Raw genomic sequence first — 21199 nt, 5'->3', positions numbered from 1 at the left:
TCAAAAATCACTCCTTATTTTAGTATTTCAGCTATACGTAACTTGGCACTACGCGCTCGATTATTTTTTTCTAAATCTTCATCTGTAGCAATAATTGGTTTTCGATTAACTCTTTTCAATTTTGGTGTATAAGCTTCTGGAATAACTGGTAAGCCTCTTGGCACTTCGGGGCCTTTTTCATATTCTTGGAACATTTGTTTACAAAGGCGATCTTCTAACGAGTGGAACGTGATCACAGATATTCTTCCGTTCACTTTCACAAGCTCGATTGCTTGTTCTAATGAATTTTCAAATGCAGACAATTCATCATTAACTGCAATTCTAATTGCTTGGAAAATCCTTTTAGCAGGATGCCCGCCTTTTCGTCTTGCCTTAGCAGGTATTCCTTCTTTAATAACATCCACCAGTTCTAAAGTTGTTTCAATTGGCTTTTGTGCTCTATTTTGTTCTATTCGTCTAGCAATTTGTTTCGAAAATTTTTCTTCGCCATAACGATGAAAAATTCTCACTAATTTTTCAAATGACCAATCATTAACTACTTCATACGCTGATAATGATTGGGTTTGATCCATACGCATATCTAATTTCGCATCATTATGATAACTAAAACCTCTTTCAGGTACGTCTAATTGGGGGCTAGACACACCCAAGTCATAATAAATACCATCTACTTTTTCAATATTTAAATCATCTAAAATTTCAGTTAATTTTCTAAAGTTGCTATGGACGAAGGTAACTTTATGTATATGCTCTTTCAATACTTCTTTTGCATTTTCAAGGGCTGTTGTATCTTGATCAATTGCAATAAGTCTACCTTCGTCACCAATTTGATTTAATAAATAGAGGGCATGGCCTGCTCCACCTAATGTACAGTCGACATATATGCCATCTTCTTTAATATCTAAATAATCTATAGTTTCTTTTAGCATAACGCTGACATGATGAAACAATTTAACGCCTCCATTTAAAAATCAAAGTCAATTAAGTCTTCGGCAATATCTTCAAAACTATCTTCTGATTCATCATAAAAATCATTCCAAGTTTCTCTATCCCAAATTTCAATACGGTTTGAGACACCTATTACCGTACATTCCTTACTCAAATTGGCATATTTCCTCAAATTTTGAGGAATATTTATACGCCCTTGCTTATCTAATTCCACTTCAACAGCACCTGAAAAGAACATACGCATGAATTTACGCGCATCTTTTTTTGTCATTGGTAAGGTTTTCATTTTCTCTTCAATTACTTGCCATTCTTCTAAAGTGTAACCAAATAAGCATTTATCAAGGCCACGGGTAATTATAAAACGCTCATTTAGGTCATAACGAAATTTGGACGGAACAATCATACGTCCCTTAGTATCCAATTGATGCTCGTATTCACCCATGAACATTTATAATCACCTCACCTTCTTATATATAATTTACCACATCTCACCACTATCCTCCACTAATTATACAAATTTCACCAAAATTTCTTGAAACATAGAAAAAAACACCCGATTCATCTTTTAAATGAACCGGGTGCTTCCCTTGATACTCTAAGGTTTTATCAATATATGATCAAATGTGTATGAAAGTGGTGGATAAGTGGAGGGACTAAACACATCTATCCCAAAATCATTCATAATTTGAAGTGGATTCCAAATTCTTTCTTGTAATCCACCCATTGGATGGAGTGTTTGGCTTATGAGCTCAAAATGTTTCATGCTAATGTCATTTTCTCTTTCAACATTCAATAAATACCGTTTTATTAAATAATCAAATTGCTTTTGATGAATTTCGTTATTTTTGTTCAACAATACCTTATTATCATGATTGTCTTTAACTTCTGTCTGAAGAGATTGAAACAAATCATTTTGCTGTTCTTTTAAAGCTTCAATCTGTTCTATAAAAGATTGCGAAGCTTTAGATCTAATAAACTTTGTTTTATCTGCTTCAATTCCTTTTTCAATGATATTATTACAATTCAATCGATATTGTGCTACTAATTTTTCTATTCTGGTATTTAAATACGTAATCCTTAATCGTGGTAAAACGATAGGCATGTCTACTTGTAATGTTCGAAAAACTTCACTTAATTCTGTCCAATATTTAATTTCACTAGGGCCGCCTATGAATGCTACTGTATTAAATAGCCATTCTTCCATTACTGGTCTCGTAACGACATTATTAGAAAATTTTTCTGGGTCTGTTTCTACCATATTAAGAAGTTCTTGTTCCGAAAACGATTTCTCTGATTTATTTAAATAGAAACGTTCATTTTCAAAAGTTAATAGTTGTCTTACACCACCATCATCCATAAACAAATGTACATTCGTCTCTGTCTGTATCATATGATCTAAGCCGTCAGTGATAGTTTGAGCCTGTGTTTGCCTAAAGGCATCGTCAACTAAATTATGATTTTTAATAATATCCTTGAACATTGGCTTTTCTAAATGACGCAATGCTTTATCATTTGCATCTATCAGTAATAATCCGTAATGTTTGAAAACTTCGTGTAATAGCGCTTTAAACATGTCAGTCCAACCATCATAGTTATCGATAATCTTTCTACACATGTTTAATAGTTTTGGAGAAGCCTCAGTTTCTTTTAATTCTTTGAAAAATTGATTTAATGCTTTATGTAACGCTTCTTTATCTGGCGTATACTTTGAAACACTAGATTCTGGAGGCGTCATAGTACTATATTTTATTTTTTGTAACGTTGCCGTATGTTCATTAAAAACATAAGTATGATTTACTTCATCAAAATCATGATCTTCACCTGCAATCCAAAAAACAGGGACAACATGTGTATCGTAATCTTTCGATAGTTTTTCACTTAATGTAATAATCGAAAATATTTTATGAAACGTATATAAAGGTCCACCAAACAAACCAGCTTGTTGACCACCGATTACAACTTTCGCACCTTTACTAAGCGCTTTTAAATTTTTATTTTGTTGATAATCTAATGTTAAATCATCCATATATGCTTCAATGATTTTGGCTAGAGACGCTTCTCTTCCATTATTTTCTGAAAGTAGTCTTTTTTTATAATTTTGTTCATCCATTGCATCAAGATGATAATACTTAGCTAAAGTTGAATCACTATTTTTAATATTCGCTATAAATTGATCTTTTTCATTAAGTTTCGTTGTCATACAATCCATTCGTAATTCTCCTTACGTTACTCTATTCCTATTTAGTATAAAGTTTATATTCAACATTGACAATTTTACGGCTTATAAATTTATTAGAAATTATACTTACTCTCTTTCAACGTTGTAATCCAATGCTTATACATACGATCAATACCTTTAAATATATTAAAACAAAGCACAAATTAATATTGATTTTTCATAAAATGTTTTAAGCATTCATTTTTGTGAAATATCCAATAAAATAAGGTATAATAGTTAGTAATAAAGCAAAGGGGGAAGCTAAAGTGAGTAATGTTAAACGACTAGATATTAATTACAAAACAGATGAATTATTTGAAGATTTTAGGAACTTCGGAAATGAAGATTTATATTTAGTAGATGAATTACGCGGTGAAATGATAGACGCTAGTTCGGACTCACCATTTTATGGCATATATGTCGGTGATAGGTTAGGTGCTCGTATGGCTTTATACCGTAAAGGAGAAGTTGAAGAAGTATACTTCTCAGATTTTGATGATTATAATATTTTATGGAAATTAGAAGTTTTACGTGATTTCCAAGGTCGTGGTTACGGCGAAGCACTGCTAGATTTCGCTAAGGAACAAGGCCAACCTATTAAAGTCATTGCTCGTAACCAATCAAAAAATTTCTTCATTAAACATGGATTTAAAGATATCGAACAACAAAATAAAGACGGTCACGATATACTTATTTGGACACCATGATTTTCCTGTCCAATACCACTAAATAATGATACACACATTTTTAATATATAGTATATGTTTTTTTATAAAGTAAACTTTTTCATTTCTTAAATTATCATTAACATAATATGAAGCGTGAATTACAATCAATTTTTCTGATTATAATTCACGCTTCTTTTATTTTGCTATATCTAACAATTGATCAAGCGATTCGATAGTATAATCTGGATTAATTTCTGTATCATTTATTTTATTTCTTGGATTAAACCAACATGTTTTTATTGCCGCATTTTTTCCACCTAAAATATCTGATGTTATTGAATCGCCAACAATCATTGCATGAGCTCTTTTGTCATGACCGATTTTATTAAAAACAAAATCAAAAAATTCTGGCATAGGTTTTTGATATCCAGTTTGCTCAGATACAAACACACCTTTAAACCAATCTCCCATTTCTGTTTTTGCTATACGTCTTTGTTGTGTTTCCAAAACTCCATTGGTAACAATATATAGATCGTGAGTGTTTTTGAGCATGCTCAATGTTTCCACCGTATTCATAAAATACTTTATTGGGGCATTTGCGAGTTCATCCCGAAAGATTACATCCGCTTCTTGCCCATTCACATTGATTTGATGTAAATCAAAATACACTTCAAATCTTTTACTTAACACTTCAGTTTTTGTTAATTGATTTTGTTGAAACGCTTCCCAATGTGCTTGGTTTACAGTTATAAATTGATTTAAATCATTTTGATCTGTCTCTAAATTATATTTTTTTGTAAGTTGATGAAATGCATATGCTTCAGCATCATGAAAATCTACAATTGTATCGTCAAAATCGATAAGCAAACATCTTTTATTCATAGTATTTTCTAACCCCTTAATGAATTCACTTAATAAAGTCAATTAATTATGTCATCGTTAATGTATAAACATAGTCGAATTTTATTTCATCATACCATATTTCAAATATTAGCAAACAAAAAAGGCCAAGGTTATTACCTTGGCCAGTCCGTCATAGAAATTCAAATTAAAATCCGAATAATTTACTTGCTAAACCTACACCATTTTCTACGATATCTACAATACTAGTGCCTAATTTAGCACCGTCTCCTGCTATGCCAGCTTGTACTGTATCTTTAATTGCATTAAATAAACCTTCCATTATAAACACTCCTCATTATGTTATTTAGAATAAATAATCTGCTATTTTTAAAATCCGAAAAGTTTTCCTAGTAAACCTGCACCACTTGAAACGATATCTACAATACTTGTACCTAATTCTGAACCGTTACCTGATTTTGCTGCTTCTACTGTGTTTGCAATTGCTTCTGCTAATTTAGTCATAATTTATTTCTCCTTTATTATTTATATATTTATATTAGAATCCAAATAATTTACTTGCTAAACCTACTCCGTTTTCTACGATGCTTACGATACTTGTACCTAATTTAGCACCGTCTCCTGCTATGCCAGCTTGTACTGTATCTTTGATTGCATTAAATAAACCTTCCATTATAAACACTCCTTATTATAAGATAAATGCTTATGACTGTTTTTTATGTTTTAAACGATACTGTTAATTTGTTATTTAATTAAGTATCGTTTGTTATCTATAACTATAAGACATTTGCATATAAATTTGTGATTTATTTCATACTTCGTTAAATAGTAGTAAAAACTGTAGCAAAAGATACATTGGTTTACAGTTTTGAATGCCCAACTGTATTTTACGCAATTTCATGCCATGTAATTTATGAACGATGATTTATTTATAAAATTTATATATAAATAAAATTAATAAATGCTTTAACGATGATTATACTTATTGTGGTATTTCTCAATATTTTTATCTAACAGTTTATACATGCATTTATTGATTCGATACAAACATCAAAAAAGCGCCACTTCAAATTGAAGTAGCGCAAACGCAAATAATCATTAAATTATATTACCTTATAGTTATATATTCAATACCACTTAGCATTATCCTAAAACATATTTATTGTCTTAATCGTCTATATACAATTTAAGCACCTAATAAATTTAAATGATTACAACAATATATAATAATGATTGTTATGCCACAACTATATAATCAAAGCCGTGTTTAAATTTACTAGCTAAAGCATTACTTTCTGACAAAACTTCCCTATATTTTGAGTATAATTTACTTGATTCAATAACAAATTTCATAAGTAACCCTATTTTGCAATTAGCAGTTTAACTTTATTAAGCCATAAATTAACAGTATATGTTGTTCACTGCGCATGTAAAAAACAAACAAAACAAAAAAAGACCGCTAATATATTAGCGACCTAGTCAGTAAACACATAATTTATTATGTATTTTACGTTATTAGCGTCCTGGGAGGGATTCGAACCCCCGACCGATGGCTTAGAAGGCCATTGCTCTATCCAGCTGAGCTACCAGGACATTATCTTTTGAACACAAGAATAATTATATCTAATTTACACTGATAAAGCAATACTCTATTCCTTAAAAATAAATATGATTTTTCACTATTGTAAACTTTTTATCATAATATTGCTAATTTATTTAAATTCTTTAAATAGTACAATCCATTAACGTGAGCACTATTTTTACAACACTGAAATGTAAAATGTTTCTTACATTCAACGCTTTACAGTAATACGAAGATGAACCTACGATTCAATCATTTCTAGACGTAGATTCACCCCACTTATTTAGAGTACAAAATTTTCACTACTGATGATTTCATGATTTCGATTACGGAAATTTAAAGTTGCTTCTAATCTCGTATCATCAATAAGCAATTCTACATATGTTTCTTCAATATTACTTCTCGACTGTGAAATACTACCTGGATTTATGACATGCACACCATTTATTGTTTCATGTTTAGCAACATGTGTATGACCATAAAAAGCAAATTTACAGTCTGCTGCTTTTGCTTGTTCTGCTAAAGGCATTCTTGTACGATTCACTTGATATAAATGACCGTGAGTTAAAAATGCCTTAATACCATTTATATCGATTGTTTGTTCATTTGGAAACTCAGGATAAAAATCAGTATTCCCTTTTACTCTATAAAAGTAACTGAGTTCACTATCATCATAAGCGAATTCAGAGTCACCTAAGTGAATGGCAGCATCTATATCCTCATGCTGATTTATAATATCAAATAGCACACCTTGTTCAGTATGATTGTCACTAACTATAATCCATTTCGACATTATTGATCACCTTCTAGATATTCTTGTAGCTGTTCTATTGCTTTACCTCTATGACTAATTTGTCCTTTTTCTTCTGCAGTTAGCTGAGCCATTGTTTTATTTTTGTCTTCTACAAAAAAGATAGGATCATATCCAAAGCCATGTTCACCAATTTTATTTAGTGTGATTTCTCCTTGTACAGTTCCTTTAAATTGTACTGTATCTTCACCCGGTGCGCTCATGCTAATAACACAAACAAATTGTGCACTACGGTCTGTTTCATCACCTAACTGAGTTAGGAGTTTTTCAATATTTGCATTATCATCTTTTGTTTCTCCAGCATAACGCGCTGAATATATACCTGGCTCTCCATTTAAAGCAAAAACTTCCAATCCACTATCATCAGCAATAACACGCTTATTTAATGCTTCTGCAGCTGCTTCAGATTTTAGTCTTGCATTTTCTTCAAACGTGTCACCTGTTTCCTCAACGTCAAAATCTTCGATGAGTTCTGAAATGCCTATAACATTATAATCAGGGAAAATAACTCTAAAATCATTTATTTTCCCTTTATTATTTGATGCAATAACAATATCTTCCATTTTTTACGCCTCACTTTAAACTTCTATTTTTTCAACTGTTGCTTTCATATTTAACCATTCTTCAATAATACGTTCGATATGTTCTGTTTCTCCTGTCGCAAAAAATTTATGTGCGGGCTGTTTCTTATAACCTGCGTGTTCATTACTGAATGTTAATAATGCACTCACTTCTCTGGCTGTTTCTAATCCAGATGAAATAACTACTTTTTCTCCGTGAAAATAATCATTAATCGGCTGATAAAGTAAAGGATAATGTGTACATCCTAAAATAACTGTATCTGCTTTGCTATTTCTCCACTGTTTTAACGTTTGATGTATAACGATACTCGTAATCGTTGGATCCTTGTATCTCATTTGTTCTACGAGAGGCACAAAGCCTGGGCATGCCACACCAGATACTTCTACATTTGGATTTATTTGCTTAATGTGATGTCGATATGCCTCTGATTTAATCGTACCTTCTGTACCTAATATTAAAACATTTTGATTTTTTGTTGTCATAATCGCTGTTCTAGCACCTGGTTCAATAACGCCAATAACAGGTATTGCCAATAAGTTTTGTAAATGTTTTAATGCCACTGCCGTTGCAGTATTACATGCAATCACTAACATCTTGATATCAAACGTCATGAGTTTTTCAGCTAATTCTGTAGTAAATTGTCTTACCTCAGAAGCTTCTCTTGGTCCATATGGACAGCGTTTTATATCTCCTAAATAATAAATGGTTTCATTTGGTAATTGGCGCATGATTTCTTTAGCAACTGTTAAACCTCCAACGCCAGAGTCAATAACTCCAATCGGTTTCTCCATATCTTGTTCATCCTTATATATTTACTTGTCTTTTATTGTAGCATAGCTGCGTTTTCAAAATCATTTTCCAAGACCTATAATACAAAATAGCAGACAATTCAAATTTTATACTTATCAATAGGTTAGCATCATTGAATCATAGAGTCACATCAGTGCTTCGCTATTTAACAAAATTCACAATATTTCTAATGGAAAATTTTTATATAATCAGATAATCTATATATCAATATTTTAATACACTAATAAATTAAAAATTTTATTATAGTATATATACTTTTTAAAGCTTAATCACTGTATTAAATTTGTATCTATAAAATATTTCATAAAAAAATGCCAACAAAGTTTAAACTTTGTTAGCATTTTCATTATATATTAGTTTACTTGGTGGTCTGAACCAAAGAATGATTTGAACATATGGAAAGAAGTTTCGCGGTTTAATGCAGCTATTGATGTCGTTAAAGGAATGCCTTTCGGACATGCGTTAACACAGTTTTGTGAGTTACCACACTCTTGTAACCCACCTGTACCCATCAATGCATTTAAACGTTCATCTTTAGTCATTGAACCTGTTGGGTGTAAGTTAAACAATCTAACTTGTGAAATAGCTTGCGCACCAACAAAATCGTTGTTTCTTGTAACGTTTGGACAAACTTCTAAACATACACCACACGTCATACATTTAGATAATTCATATGCAGTTTGACGTTTTTTCTCTGGCATACGAGGACCTGGTCCAAGGTCATACGTACCGTCAATCGGTACCCATGCTTTCATACGTTTCAAATTATCAAACATTCTACTACGATCAACTTGTAAGTCACGAATAACTGGGAATGTACTCATTGGTTCTAACTTTATTGGTTGTTCTAATTGATCAACAATTGCTGTACAAGATTGTCTTGCTTTACCATTGATAACCATAGAACAAGCACCACAAACCTCTTCTAAACAGTTCATATCCCAAATAACAGGTGTTGTTTTCTCACCTTTACTATTGACTGGATTACGTCTAATTTCCATTAAACAAGCAATAACATTTAAATTCTCTTTGTAAGGAATTTCAAATTCTTCTTCATAAGGATTAGACTCTGCATCATCTTGTCGTTTAATGATGAGCTTAATTGTATTTTGATTTTGTTGTTGGCTTTGTTGTTCGTCTTGCACTTGAGTTTCATTTACTTCTTTAGTATCTGCCATTTTATTTACCTCCTTTAGAACTACTTGAATAGTCACGTTTACGAGGTGGGATTAAACTTACATCTACTGGTTCGTATGTAAATTTAGGCGCTTCTGTTTTTCCTTGATATGATGCTAAAGTCGTTTTCAACCATTCTTCGTCGTTTCTTTCAGGGAATTCAGGTTTATAATGTGCCCCACGAGACTCATTTCGGTTATATGCACCGATTGTAATTACACGTGCTAATACTAACATATTCCATAACTGACGCGTAAAGAATACCGCTTGGTTACTCCAAGTTTGAGTATCTTCAATATCAATATTTTGGTAACGTTCCATCAATTCTACGATTTTCTTGTCTGTTTCCAATAATGCTTTATTATCACGTACAACAGTAACGTTTGCTGTCATGACTTCACCAAGTTCTCTATGAAGTTTATACGCATTTTCTGTACCGTTCATTTTCAATAAATTATCGAATTTATCTTGTTCTTCTTTAACACGTTTTTCATAAATACTATCATCTAAATCAGTATATGATTTTTCAATATTAGCGACATATTCAATCGCATTTGGTCCTGCAACTGTTCCACCGTATATGGCAGATAACAATGAATTAGCACCTAAACGGTTACCACCATGTTGTGAGAAATCACATTCACCAGCTGCAAATAAACCTTTGATATTTGTCATTTGATCATAATCTACATAAAGTCCACCCATTGAATAGTGCACCGCTGGGAAGATTTTCATCGGTACTTTTCTTGGATCGTCACCAGTGAATTTTTCATAAATTTCAATGATTCCGCCCAATTTTACATCCAACTCATGCGGATCTTTGTGTGAAAGGTCAAGGTAGACCATGTTTTCACCATTAATGCCTAATTTTTGATTCACACATACATCAAAAATTTCACGTGTAGCTATATCACGAGGTACTAAGTTACCATAATCTGGATATTTTTCTTCTAAGAAATACCATGGTTTACCATCTTTATATGTCCAAATTCGGCCACCTTCACCACGAGCTGATTCACTCATCAATCGTAGTTTGTCATCGCCAGGAATTGCAGTTGGATGAATTTGAATAAACTCACCATTTGCATAAATCGCACCTTGTTGATAGACGATTGACGCAGCAGAACCAGTATTAATCATTGAGTTAGTTGTTTTACCAAATATGATACCTGGACCACCAGTAGCCATAATAACTGCATCTGAACCAAATGATTTTATTTCAGAAGATGTCATGTCTTGAGCCACAATACCCCTAGCCATATTGTCATCATCTTTGACAATGCCCAAGAATTCCCATCCTTCATATTTTGTAACTAAACCATCCACTTCATAGCTACGTACTTGTTCATCTAAGGCATACATTAATTGTTGACCAGTTGTTGCTCCAGCATATGCCGTTCTATGATACATGGTACCACCGAAGCGACGGAAATCTAGCAAGCCTTCATTTGTTCTATTGAACATTACACCCATACGGTCAAGTAAATGTATAATGTTTGGCGCTTCCTCTGCCATTGCTTTTACTGGTGGTTGATTCGCTAAGAAATCTCCACCGTAAACTGTATCATCAAAGTGAACAGCAGGTGAGTCACCCTCACCTTTTGTATTCACTGCTCCGTTTATGCCACCTTGTGCACATACAGAGTGTGAACGTTTAACAGGCACTAATGAGAACAAGTCAACATGTGCGCCTTGTTCTGCTGCTTTAATTGTTGACATCAGACCGGCAAGTCCTCCACCGACAACAATAATTTTCTTCTCTGCCATAAATAGTCACTCCCCTAAATATATCTGAAACATTTTTAAATTATACGAAAGCAAGGATAGCACTTATTCCGATATATGAAACTACGATAAATACAACAAGTGATACCCATGTAAAGATTTGTTGTGATCTTTTAGATTGTAAAACACCCCATGTAACTAAAAATGACCATAAGCCATTTGCAAAGTGGAATGTTACAGCAAGTAAACAGATGATATAGAAAATTAACCAAATTGGATTAGATACAATATCATGAACCATATCGAAGTTAACTTCTTCACCTAATGCACGCTGAATACGTGTTTGCCACAAATGTATTCCGATGAAAATAAACGTTATAATACCAGTCAAACGTTGTAATAAGAACATCCAATTTCTAAATTGAGAGTAATGTCCTACGTTTTCTTTTGCCGTGAAGGCAATATGTACACCATATACCGCATGATATAGAATTGGAATATAAATTACGATAAACTCCAATGCAATCAAGAATGGTAAAGATTCCATAAATCCAGCAGCCTTGTTAAACGCTTCAACGCCTTTTGTAGCTTGATGGTTAACAAGTAGATGCACTAATAAGAATCCACCTATCGGTATTACGCCTAACAAAGAATGTAAGCGTCTTAAATAGAATTGATTTTTCGAATATGCCAAAAGGAAGTCCCCCCTGTGAAACAATTAATTTTTTGGTATCTTTTTTTAAAGTATAAATGTGATGATACTTATCAACTAAAACTAAACAACAACATGTTATGCAATCGCTTTATATTTATAACAATATAAACTTCAACATGTATGTATAAAACAATGAAGTAATACCCCTAGTTGAATTTGACAATTGTTTTATTATTTAGATTTAAGTGATAACTTTTCTCAATTAGTAAACGCTTCCATATACTTTTAAAAAAAGAATTCCTGTTATTTGCTATTGTAACACTAATTCATAAAATTTTGGGCATGAGAATGATTCTCATGCCATATTCTTTTTTATCTATTTGTTATATAGTGCGTGATGAAGATTCTCAGCAACTTTTTGAGGTAAACCAGAAGATTTTAAATCCTCAATGCTTGCCTCTTTCATTTTCTTTATGGAACCAAAAGTTCGCAATAATTTAGTTTTTCGTTTAGAACCAATACCATCGACGGTATCTAATACTGATTGCAAGCCAGTTTTTTGGCGAGTTTGTCTATGAAATGTAATTGCAAATCTATGAACTTCGTCTTGTATTCTTTGAAGTAAATAAAATGCTTGGCTATTTTTTTTCAAAGGTACAATCTCTGCACTTTCACCGTACAAAATCTCTGAAGTTTGGTGTTTATCATTTTTACGCAACCCAGCGACTGGTATATCCAAACCTAATTCGTTTTCAAGCACATCGATAACCCCGCTCATATGGCCTTTACCACCATCAACGATGATTAAATCTGGTAATAGAGTACCTTCATTTAAAACACGAGTATAACGTCTACGCACAACTTCTCTCATAGATTTATAATCATCTGGGCCATCTACCGTTTTAATTTTATATTTGCGGTATCCTTTTTTATTTGGTTTACCATCAATAAACGACACCATGGCTGAAACTGGGTGTACACCTTGGATGTTTGAATTATCAAAAGCTTCTATACGAATAGGTGTCTGAATTCCCATGCGGTCACCTAATTCTTCAATCGCCTTCACGGTACGTGATTCATCTTTAGCAATGAGTTCAAATTTATTCTCTAAAGTAACTTCAGCATTATGATTTGCTAAATCAATCATTTCTTTTTTCTTGCCCTTAATCGGCTGAACTATTTTTGTATCTACAACCGATTGGATAATATCTTTGTTTAAATTTTTAGGAATATGCACTTCTTTAGGGAGAATATGTTGATTTAAATCATAAAACTGACCTATAAAAGTATAAAATTCTTCTTCTTCTGTTTGCTGCAGCGGAATCATAGTAGCATCTCGTTTAATCATATTCCCTTGTCTTATGAAAAACACTTGAATACACATCCAACCTTTTGACACACTGTAGCCAAATACGTCTCTTATAGTATTATCTGAAGTAGTGATTTTTTGTTTCTTAGTTAAATTGTGAATATGTTGAATTAAATCTCGATACTCTTTTGCTCTTTCAAAGTCTAACGATTCACTCGCTTCGTTCATTTTCTGTTCTAAGTTATTCAGTATTGTTTTATCTTCACCATTTAAAAAATCAGTGATTTCTTTAGTCATTTCTGCATATTTATTTAAATCTACCGGGTAAACACAAGGTCCTAAACACTGACCAATATGGTAATATAAACACAATTTGTCGGGCATTTTATCACATTTTCTAAATGGATAAATTCTATCTAATAACTTTTTTGTTTCTTGAGCTGAATAAGCATTAGGATAAGGTCCAAAATATTTTCCTGTCCCTTTTTTAACTGTGCGTGTCACGATTAAACGAGGATACTTTTCTTTTGTAATTTTGATAAAAGGATAACTTTTATCGTCTTTCAACAAAATGTTATATCTCGGTTGATATTGTTTAATCAAATTAAGTTCGAGTAGTAAAGATTCTGTTTCACTCGAAGTTACAATATATTCAAAGTTTCTAATTTCTGAAACAAGTCGTGTCGTTTTAGCATCATGTGCACCTGTAAAATAAGACCTTAATCTATTTCTTAATTTTTTAGCCTTGCCGACATAAATGACTTGATCATTTCGATCTTTCATTAAATAGCAACCTGGTTCAGTGGGGACTACCGTTAATTTTTGTTTAATATCTTCTTGGTATTTTTCCATTTAAGTTCCCCTCCTTTCTTAATAAAAGTACATTGTTAAAATAGTAATTATAAAAATTTGCATAACCGTTATATAGAGATTAACGCTTGTTTGCAAATAAAACTTTTCAATTCTTACCTACATTATAGAATATACATTAGCATTAAACCAAAGTATTCATTTCCATATCAAAATGTAACAACTAGATATTTTAATTGTTATTCATAAAATGCTTTCATCCTCAAAATGGAAGTGTGGCTCTGAAAAAGACACTTCAAACAACTATGGCTTCAGTTGGAATAACAAAAAGTCACAGAAAAAACCTGAGACATTCATAGATGCCCCAGGTCGTTTCGTTGTACTTTTATAAATGTTTCTCAATAACTTCTGCTAAGTTTTCTTTAGGTTGAAAACCTACAACTTTATCGACAGGTTCGCCATCTTTAAATAAGATTAAAGTTGGGATACTCATTACTTCAAATTTAGCAGCTGTTGATGGATTTTCATCTACATCAAGTTTTAAAATATTAGCTTTTCCATCATAATCACCAGCTAATTCTTCTAATACTGGAGCAATCATCTTACATGGGCCACACCAAGTTGCCCAAAAATCTACTAAATTGACACCTGATTGAATATTTTCATCAAAGTTTGAATCTGTTACTTTTACGATTGCCATAACTGCCAATCCTCCTTAAATTTCAAATGATGAAGAAATTATAACAGACTTTAAGCAAATCTGCATACCTCTTGCTCACATTTATTTCAATTCTGCGACGGTCACGCCAAATCCACCTTCACTTGGCATGCCGTTCCTATATGATGACACATTTTTATGTTGTTTTAAATGTTTTTGCACACCTTTTTGCAGCGCGCCAGTTCCTTTACCGTGAATAATATATACTTGTTCGTAATTACTTAACACTGCTTGATCTAAATACTGATCAACAGCAACCATTGCTTCATCATAACGGTAGCCACGTAAGTCTAGTTCCATTTTAATACTTTGACGATTTTCACGTTTAACCATTTTAGAAGGTGCTTCTTTTGTCTTTTTTGTTTTTTCTAAATCACTAGTAGGTAATTTCATTTTAATGATGCCCATTTGAACAACTGCTTCATTATCATCTAGTAACTCTAATATTTCACCTTTTTGCCCATATGTTAGAACTTTTACTTCATCGCCAACTTTAATTTCATCCCATTTTTTCTTTTCAACATTTTGTTTCAATGATTTGGCTTCATATTGATCATCTAACTGTTTCTTTTTATTGATGAGCTCATGTTCTTTTACATCGGCACCTTTTTTGTCTCTAAGTTCACGTAATTCTTTAATAATCTCATCAGCTTCTTTAGTAGCGGCTTTCACACGCTGATTGGCTTTGTCTTTCGCCTCGCTCATTAATTGTTTCTCATGATTACGATATTTATCGTATTCTTTTTCAAGTTCATCATGTGTTTCTTGAGCTTCTCTCAGTAAGCTATCTAATTCAATTCTCTGTTCGTCTACACGTTTAGAATTTTTCTCTAATGAAGCAATCATTTCATTTATTTCTTGTTCATCTTGTCCAATCATTGCTTTCGCATTTTGAATCACTTTCATATTAAGGCCTAATTTTTTTGAAATATCGAAAGCATTAGAACGGCCCGGCACACCCATGAGCAACTTATATGTTGGGCTTAATGTATTTACATCAAACTCTACGCTAGCATTCATTACTCCTGATCTGTTGTAACTATATGCTTTAAGTTCAGGAAAATGTGTTGTCGCCATAACTAATGAGCCTATTTCATGAACATAATCTAGGATACTCATCGCTAAAGCAGCACCTTCACTTGGATCTGTTCCAGCACCAAGTTCATCAAAAAGTATCAAACTATTTCTGCTTGTATGCTGTAAAATTTCAACAATATTTTTCATGTGTGATGAAAATGTTGATAGTGATTGTTCAATAGATTGTTCGTCTCCGATATCACAATAAACATTTTCAAAAATGCTTAATTTACTCCCGTCTAAGGTAGGTATCAACATCCCTGATTGTGCCATCAAAATTATAAGTCCCAGTGTTTTTAACGTTACTGTTTTACCACCTGTGTTAGGCCCAGTGATGATTACCGTTTCAATATCGTCGGCAAATTCAATCGTATTAGCTACAACCGTGTCTCTATCTAATAAAGGATGAAATGCTTTAGGTAAATAAACAGTTCGTTCACTTGTAAATTCAGGTTTCGTGCCTTTGATTGAACGTGCATAGCGCGCTTTAGCAGTTAAAAAGTCAATTTGTCCCATAATATTTTCCGAAATTAAGCAGGCATCTGCTTCAGCGGCTACATAACCAGTTAACTCAGTTAAAATTCGTTCACTTTCAGCCGCTTCCTCATTGCGCAAACGACTAATCTGATTATTCATTTCAACAATAGACGAAGGTTCAATATAGAGTGTTTGACCAGAAGCTGATTGGTCATGAACGATACCATTAAAATCTTGACGATATTCTGCTTTTACAGGAATAACATTGCGGTCATTACGTACCGTTATAATAGCATCTGACAATTTTTTCTGATTTGCTTGACGCTTTACAATTTTATCTAAGTTTTGTTTTATCCGTTGCGTCGTACCAGAAATTTTACTCCGGATACCTTGTAGTTCATAACTCGCATTATCGTATAAATCATTAGCATCACATTTTTGATGAATATGTTGATACAACTCTGAAAGTACAGGCAATTGTTCCATCCTATCATGTAGAATAGCATAATTCACTGCTTCCTCTTCTTCCAATAAATTATTATAAAATGTTTTATATTGATTTTGAATTTGAATTAATCTTTTAATTGTATTAAGTTCTTTAACACTTAATACACCACCAATTGTTGCCCTATGAATCAGTGATGAAACCTTTGATAATCCACTCAAACTAGGTAAACGGTGTTTATTGTATATTTGAGCAATTTCATCTGTTTCATTCATTTGAAATTCGACTGTTTGAATATCAGTTGCTGGTTCCATTTCAACAACTTTCTCTCTCCCTAAATCACTCATTGTTTCTTTTTCAACAAGTGTTTTAATTTTATCGAACTCTAGGACATTTAATGATTTTTGTCTCATACAATCCCTCTATTTCTTCAATTTTATATTATTGTCAATAAATGCTTTAAAAGATTCTCGATTCATTGTGTTTATAACTCTCTCTTTGTTTACAAATCCTTTTTGTGCAGTAGCTATACCGTATTTCATAAATTCTAAATGGTCTACGTGATGCGCATCAGTATTAATCGTTAGTTTCACATTCGTATGCTTTTTAACTATATCTGCATTTAAATCTAAGCGTTTAGGATTCGCATTGATTTCTAAAATAGTATTTGTTTCTTCTGCGATTTCACATAATTTATCAATATCAGGCCCATAACCTGCACGTTTACCTATGATACGCCCCGTTGGATGTGCAATATGACGGACATAAGGATTACGACATGCTTGCTCTAGACGATACATGATATCTTCTTGAGACTGGTTGAAACTTTGATGTATCGCTGCAATGACATAATCTAGCTGTGCTAATATTTCATCATCATAGTCTAAACGTCCATCAGGTAAAATGTCCATTTCAATGCCTGAGTATATATCAATATCATCATATTTTTTGTTTAGTGCTTTAATTTCTTCATTTTGTCGCAACAACCGCTCAACAGAAAGTCCATTTGCTACTTTTAAACTCTGAGAATGATCTGTAATAACCATAAACTGGTAACCTTTAGCGATATTAGCCTCTATCATATCTTCAATACTAAACGCGCCATCACTATATGTTGTATGCATATGAATATCTCCATTGATGTCATTGATATTGATTATATCTGTTAAATCTTTGTCAAATTCACTACCATCTTCACGTATTGAAGGTGCAATCCAATTTACTCCAAAATGATTATAAATTTCTTGTTCACTGTTATATTGAATTAATGAACCATCCACTTCTTCTATACCATACTCACTAACCTTCTCATTTTTTTCTTTTGCCAATTGACGGATTCGAATATTATGTTCTTTTGAACCTGTAAAATGCTGCAGTGTATGGTAAAAAGCAGATGGCTCGATTAATCTAAAATCTACGCCAATGGTTTCATCATCATAGGTTAACTCTAACGAAATTTTCGTTGCTCCAACTGCTACTTCTTTAACCTTGTTAGGGATTTTTAATAAAGCTTTTTGAACTTCTAATGGTTGTTCTGTGCTTATAATATAATCTAAATCCTTACTCATTTCTTTATAGCGACGGAAACTCCCTGCAACTTCGTATTTTTCTATCGACTCGATTGAGGATAAATAATCGCTAACTTCTATATTGAGTCCTCTCATTTGATCAATTGGATAACGCTCTTTTTTCGCTCCTAATGCTTTTACTGCTTCAAGGATATTTTGTTCAGTTTTTTTAGCGAATCCACTTAGCTCACTTACTTTTCCTTCTTCACACGCTTTTTGCAATGCTTCTTTTCCATCAATATTAAGCGCTTTATATAATTTCGCTATTTTTTTGCTACCGAGTCCTTGTATTTTAAGTAGAGGAATTAATCCTTCTGGCACTTCTTCTTGTAATGTTGCTAAAGTCGTAGAATGACCTGTTTCTCTATATTCATTAATCACCTCTCCTACGCCTTTACCAATACCTTTTAACTCTGTAACATCTTCGATTTGGTCTAAAGGTCGCTCATCTATTTCCAAACTTTGAGCGGCTTTTCTATAAGCAGAAATTTTGAAAGTGTTTTCGCCTTGTATTTCCATATATATCGCAATTTTTTCTAATAATTGAATAATTTCTTTTTTAGTCATTTGTTTCACTCCATAGAAAAAGGTCAAGACAGCATCACCTAACCATTTTGGTATTTAAGTTATGCCTTGACCTCCTAGTTTTTTAAAGCTATAAATTTCACATCACTATTTTTATAGTTGTGTGATAAACATTGAGATAAACGGAATATGTAATAATATATGTTCTGTTATAATCGAATTAGATAGTTGTTGCTGTATCATCCTATTAGGATAAATGGCACAACTATACAACAAAATTATATTAATAGTTACTGATGGAATAATACTTAACATCATACCAAATAACCTGCTTGTTATATTCGGTAATTTTTGTTTAAGGGTATAATCGAATATAACGATAATGCCATAACATATGACTTTTGTAATCAGAGCTATCGTTACAAATGCGACAATATGCTCAAATCGTTGCTGCAAATCTGCAAATTGAAATGCAAAATTCATATCGTAAGCGCGTGTCTTAGGATATGGCACAAATAACTCCAAACGCTGTGCTATCTGTAAATAATATTTTTGAGCCATCCACAAAGCAAAAATAGTTGCACTTAGATGTATCGTCGATAACCACACGCCTCTTCTAAAGCCAATGATGCCAATATATATGAAGATGACAACTATCGCTAAATCAAAAATCATTAATCTTCACTATGCTTCAATTGATTTATTTCTTGTCTTAAACGGTCATTTTCTTCTTCTACTTGCACTTTTTCATGCATGATATTAACCGCAGTAAGAATTGCTTTTCTAGTTGTATCTAAACCTGCACTTTTACTTGCTAACTCTTTGAGTCTCTCATCTACCAAATGTGCTACATAACGGATATGCTCAGGATTATCTTCTCCGACTATTGTATAATGTTGATCATTTATAGTTACGTTAATCCGATTTTTAAACTCACCCATATAATAACTCCTGACTTTTAAATTTTATTTCTAATCTGAATGATTTTACTTTATTTATATTTATATGTTGGTAATTTATAATATTTATTACGAACTATTATACACGACAAGATATTTTTTTGTAAGAGGTGTGAATTGTTCTATTTGAAATATTTAATGATTATACAACAATTATTTAAATCATTTTTATTTCATATCATATTGCCATTTATATCATAAATAACTAACTTATTTAAATTTATGATATGATATGCATTATCCAATTTTAAAATAAGTTATATGAACAAAGAGAGGTCACTAAATGGCTAATATAGTACAAAAATTAACAAACCAAGAAATACAACAATTAATGACTAAAATTGATTTTAATACGACTAATCTTTCACAAGGTATGAAAGCACGGACGAAATATCGTAACACCGCTATTACGATATACAATTCTAATAAAGTAATGTTTCAAGGTAAAGATGCCGAATCTGTAGCAAACGCTATGTTGCCTAATAAATCAATACCTTCAAAAAGCAACACCAAACACAATCAAAGCAAACAAACTAAACAGCACATCTCCTATAATCAATTTCAATGTATTGGCAGCGACGAAGCAGGTAGTGGTGATTATTTCGGGCCACTAACGGTTTGTGCAGCCTATGTATCCAAAAAGCACGCTCAAATTTTAAAAACACTTGGCGTAGATGATTCTAAAAGACTTACTGATGCTAAAATTATAGAGATTGCCGAACAAATTATAACTTTCATCCCGCATTCTTTATTAACAATGCATAATGAAAAATACAATGAGAAACAAAAAGCCGGTTGGTCTCAAGTTAAAATGAAGGCAGTGTTACATAACGAAGCTATAAAAAATGTCGTTGCAAAAATTGACACGGATGAACTTGATTATATTGTGATTGACCAATTTGCTGAGCCTGGTGTATATAAAAGATATGCACTTAGCAATCTACCGTTTGAAAATAAGACAAAATTTGAAACAAAAGGTGAATCAAAGTCTATTGCAATTGCTGCTGCAAGTATTATTTCACGTTATGCCTTTGTGAAAAATATGGATCAACTATCAAAGCATGCAAAAGTTGAATTACCTAAAGGCGCTAGCAATAAAGTAGATTTAGCTGCTGCAAAAATAATTGATAAAAACGGTGTCCAATATTTAGACGCTATGACTAAAAAGCATTTTGCGAACAGAACAAAAGCTTTGAATTTAATAAATAAAAAACATCAATAAACGATAATCTATAACTCAAAACGTTCTTAATGTAAAAAACAAAGCCTTGAATC

General features: G+C 32.3%; 21 protein-coding genes and 1 tRNA gene. 2 read left to right on the top strand and 20 right to left on the bottom strand.

Annotated features, from left to right (window positions below; genetic code table 11):
• Positions 1 to 14: 14 nt before the first annotated feature.
• From rsmH to bshC, 3 genes are all read right to left on the bottom strand, one after another.
• A complete protein-coding gene (gene rsmH, locus MUA21_RS04295) occupies positions 15 to 950 on the bottom strand; it encodes a 16S rRNA (cytosine(1402)-N(4))-methyltransferase RsmH (RefSeq protein ID WP_107526115.1) in 936 nt (311 codons plus the stop codon).
• Positions 951 to 964: 14 nt separating this feature from the next.
• Positions 965 to 1396 carry a division/cell wall cluster transcriptional repressor MraZ gene (gene mraZ, locus MUA21_RS04290; protein WP_046208714.1) on the bottom strand — a complete coding sequence of 144 codons (432 nt, stop codon included), beginning with the start codon at positions 1394 to 1396 and terminating at the stop codon, positions 965 to 967.
• A 147-nt stretch (positions 1397 to 1543) separates the two neighbouring features.
• A complete protein-coding gene (bshC, locus tag MUA21_RS04285) occupies positions 1544 to 3157 on the bottom strand; it encodes a bacillithiol biosynthesis cysteine-adding enzyme BshC (protein ID WP_262561937.1) in 1614 nt (537 codons plus the stop codon).
• Between the two features lie 275 nt (positions 3158 to 3432).
• On the opposite strand from bshC, the gene MUA21_RS04280 reads away from it, so the two are divergent.
• Positions 3433 to 3873, top strand: coding sequence for an N-acetyltransferase (locus MUA21_RS04280; RefSeq protein ID WP_046208716.1), 441 nt, complete (start codon positions 3433 to 3435; stop codon positions 3871 to 3873).
• A gap of 156 nt (positions 3874 to 4029) precedes the next feature.
• Here MUA21_RS04280 and MUA21_RS04275 read toward each other — a convergent pair whose 3' ends face one another.
• The 17 genes from MUA21_RS04275 to zapA all read right to left on the bottom strand — a co-directional run bounded on the left by MUA21_RS04275 (position 4030) and on the right by zapA (position 19906).
• Positions 4030 to 4716, bottom strand: a complete 687-nt coding sequence (locus MUA21_RS04275; RefSeq protein WP_107526117.1) for a YjjG family noncanonical pyrimidine nucleotidase — start codon at positions 4714 to 4716, stop codon at positions 4030 to 4032.
• Between the two features lie 166 nt (positions 4717 to 4882).
• Complete coding sequence (locus tag MUA21_RS04270) at positions 4883 to 5017, bottom strand: beta-class phenol-soluble modulin (RefSeq protein WP_019469303.1); 135 nt, start codon at positions 5015 to 5017, stop codon at positions 4883 to 4885.
• A 47-nt stretch (positions 5018 to 5064) separates the two neighbouring features.
• The gene (locus MUA21_RS04265; protein ID WP_046208718.1) at positions 5065 to 5199 is read right to left on the bottom strand and encodes a beta-class phenol-soluble modulin; all 135 of its coding nucleotides are present in this window, start codon (positions 5197 to 5199) and stop codon (positions 5065 to 5067) included.
• A gap of 34 nt (positions 5200 to 5233) precedes the next feature.
• On the bottom strand, positions 5234 to 5368 hold the full coding sequence (locus MUA21_RS04260) for a beta-class phenol-soluble modulin (RefSeq protein ID WP_019469301.1): 135 nt from the start codon (positions 5366 to 5368) through the stop codon (positions 5234 to 5236).
• Between the two features lie 846 nt (positions 5369 to 6214).
• Positions 6215 to 6288: transfer RNA gene (locus MUA21_RS04255), tRNA-Arg, on the bottom strand.
• Between the two features lie 272 nt (positions 6289 to 6560).
• A complete protein-coding gene (locus MUA21_RS04250) occupies positions 6561 to 7070 on the bottom strand; it encodes a YfcE family phosphodiesterase (protein ID WP_070658370.1) in 510 nt (169 codons plus the stop codon).
• Positions 7070 to 7651, bottom strand: a complete 582-nt coding sequence (locus tag MUA21_RS04245) for an XTP/dITP diphosphatase (protein WP_046207830.1) — start codon at positions 7649 to 7651, stop codon at positions 7070 to 7072. The genes MUA21_RS04250 and MUA21_RS04245 overlap by 1 nt, the downstream gene beginning before the upstream one ends.
• Before the next feature lie 15 nt (positions 7652 to 7666).
• Positions 7667 to 8461: a glutamate racemase gene (gene racE / locus MUA21_RS04240; protein ID WP_046207831.1), complete on the bottom strand. Its 795-nt coding sequence runs from the start codon at positions 8459 to 8461 to the stop codon at positions 7667 to 7669.
• A gap of 372 nt (positions 8462 to 8833) precedes the next feature.
• Positions 8834 to 9658, bottom strand: coding sequence for a succinate dehydrogenase iron-sulfur subunit (gene sdhB, locus MUA21_RS04235; RefSeq protein ID WP_262561935.1), 825 nt, complete (start codon positions 9656 to 9658; stop codon positions 8834 to 8836).
• A 1-nt stretch (position 9659) separates the two neighbouring features.
• Positions 9660 to 11423, bottom strand: a complete 1764-nt coding sequence (sdhA, locus tag MUA21_RS04230) for a succinate dehydrogenase flavoprotein subunit (protein ID WP_046207833.1) — start codon at positions 11421 to 11423, stop codon at positions 9660 to 9662.
• A 40-nt stretch (positions 11424 to 11463) separates the two neighbouring features.
• Positions 11464 to 12075, bottom strand: coding sequence for a succinate dehydrogenase, cytochrome b556 subunit (gene sdhC, locus MUA21_RS04225; RefSeq protein WP_046207834.1), 612 nt, complete (start codon positions 12073 to 12075; stop codon positions 11464 to 11466).
• A gap of 337 nt (positions 12076 to 12412) precedes the next feature.
• On the bottom strand, positions 12413 to 14197 hold the full coding sequence (uvrC, locus tag MUA21_RS04220; protein WP_262561934.1) for an excinuclease ABC subunit UvrC: 1785 nt from the start codon (positions 14195 to 14197) through the stop codon (positions 12413 to 12415).
• 343 nt (positions 14198 to 14540) lie between these two features.
• Positions 14541 to 14855, bottom strand: coding sequence for a thioredoxin (trxA, locus tag MUA21_RS04215; protein WP_019469293.1), 315 nt, complete (start codon positions 14853 to 14855; stop codon positions 14541 to 14543).
• Between the two features lie 81 nt (positions 14856 to 14936).
• Positions 14937 to 17285, bottom strand: a complete 2349-nt coding sequence (locus MUA21_RS04210) for an endonuclease MutS2 (RefSeq protein ID WP_262561933.1) — start codon at positions 17283 to 17285, stop codon at positions 14937 to 14939.
• Positions 17286 to 17294: 9 nt separating this feature from the next.
• Entirely contained in the window at positions 17295 to 19007 is a 1713-nt protein-coding gene (polX, locus tag MUA21_RS04205) for a DNA polymerase/3'-5' exonuclease PolX (protein ID WP_107526292.1), read from the bottom strand.
• Between the two features lie 111 nt (positions 19008 to 19118).
• Positions 19119 to 19640, bottom strand: a complete 522-nt coding sequence (locus tag MUA21_RS04200; protein WP_046207838.1) for a CvpA family protein — start codon at positions 19638 to 19640, stop codon at positions 19119 to 19121.
• Positions 19640 to 19906: a cell division protein ZapA gene (zapA, locus tag MUA21_RS04195; RefSeq protein ID WP_019469289.1), complete on the bottom strand. Its 267-nt coding sequence runs from the start codon at positions 19904 to 19906 to the stop codon at positions 19640 to 19642. Before zapA ends, MUA21_RS04200 begins: the two co-directional genes overlap by 1 nt.
• Before the next feature lie 301 nt (positions 19907 to 20207).
• Between zapA and rnhC the strand changes: the two genes are divergently transcribed.
• The gene (rnhC, locus tag MUA21_RS04190; protein ID WP_107526291.1) at positions 20208 to 21146 is read left to right on the top strand and encodes a ribonuclease HIII; all 939 of its coding nucleotides are present in this window, start codon (positions 20208 to 20210) and stop codon (positions 21144 to 21146) included.
• Positions 21147 to 21199 lie beyond the last annotated feature (53 nt).

The sequence above is a fragment of the Staphylococcus ureilyticus genome, from assembly GCF_025558845.1.
Classification (GTDB): domain Bacteria; phylum Bacillota; class Bacilli; order Staphylococcales; family Staphylococcaceae; genus Staphylococcus; species Staphylococcus ureilyticus.
This window is presented reverse-complemented; position numbering and strand designations above follow the sequence as displayed.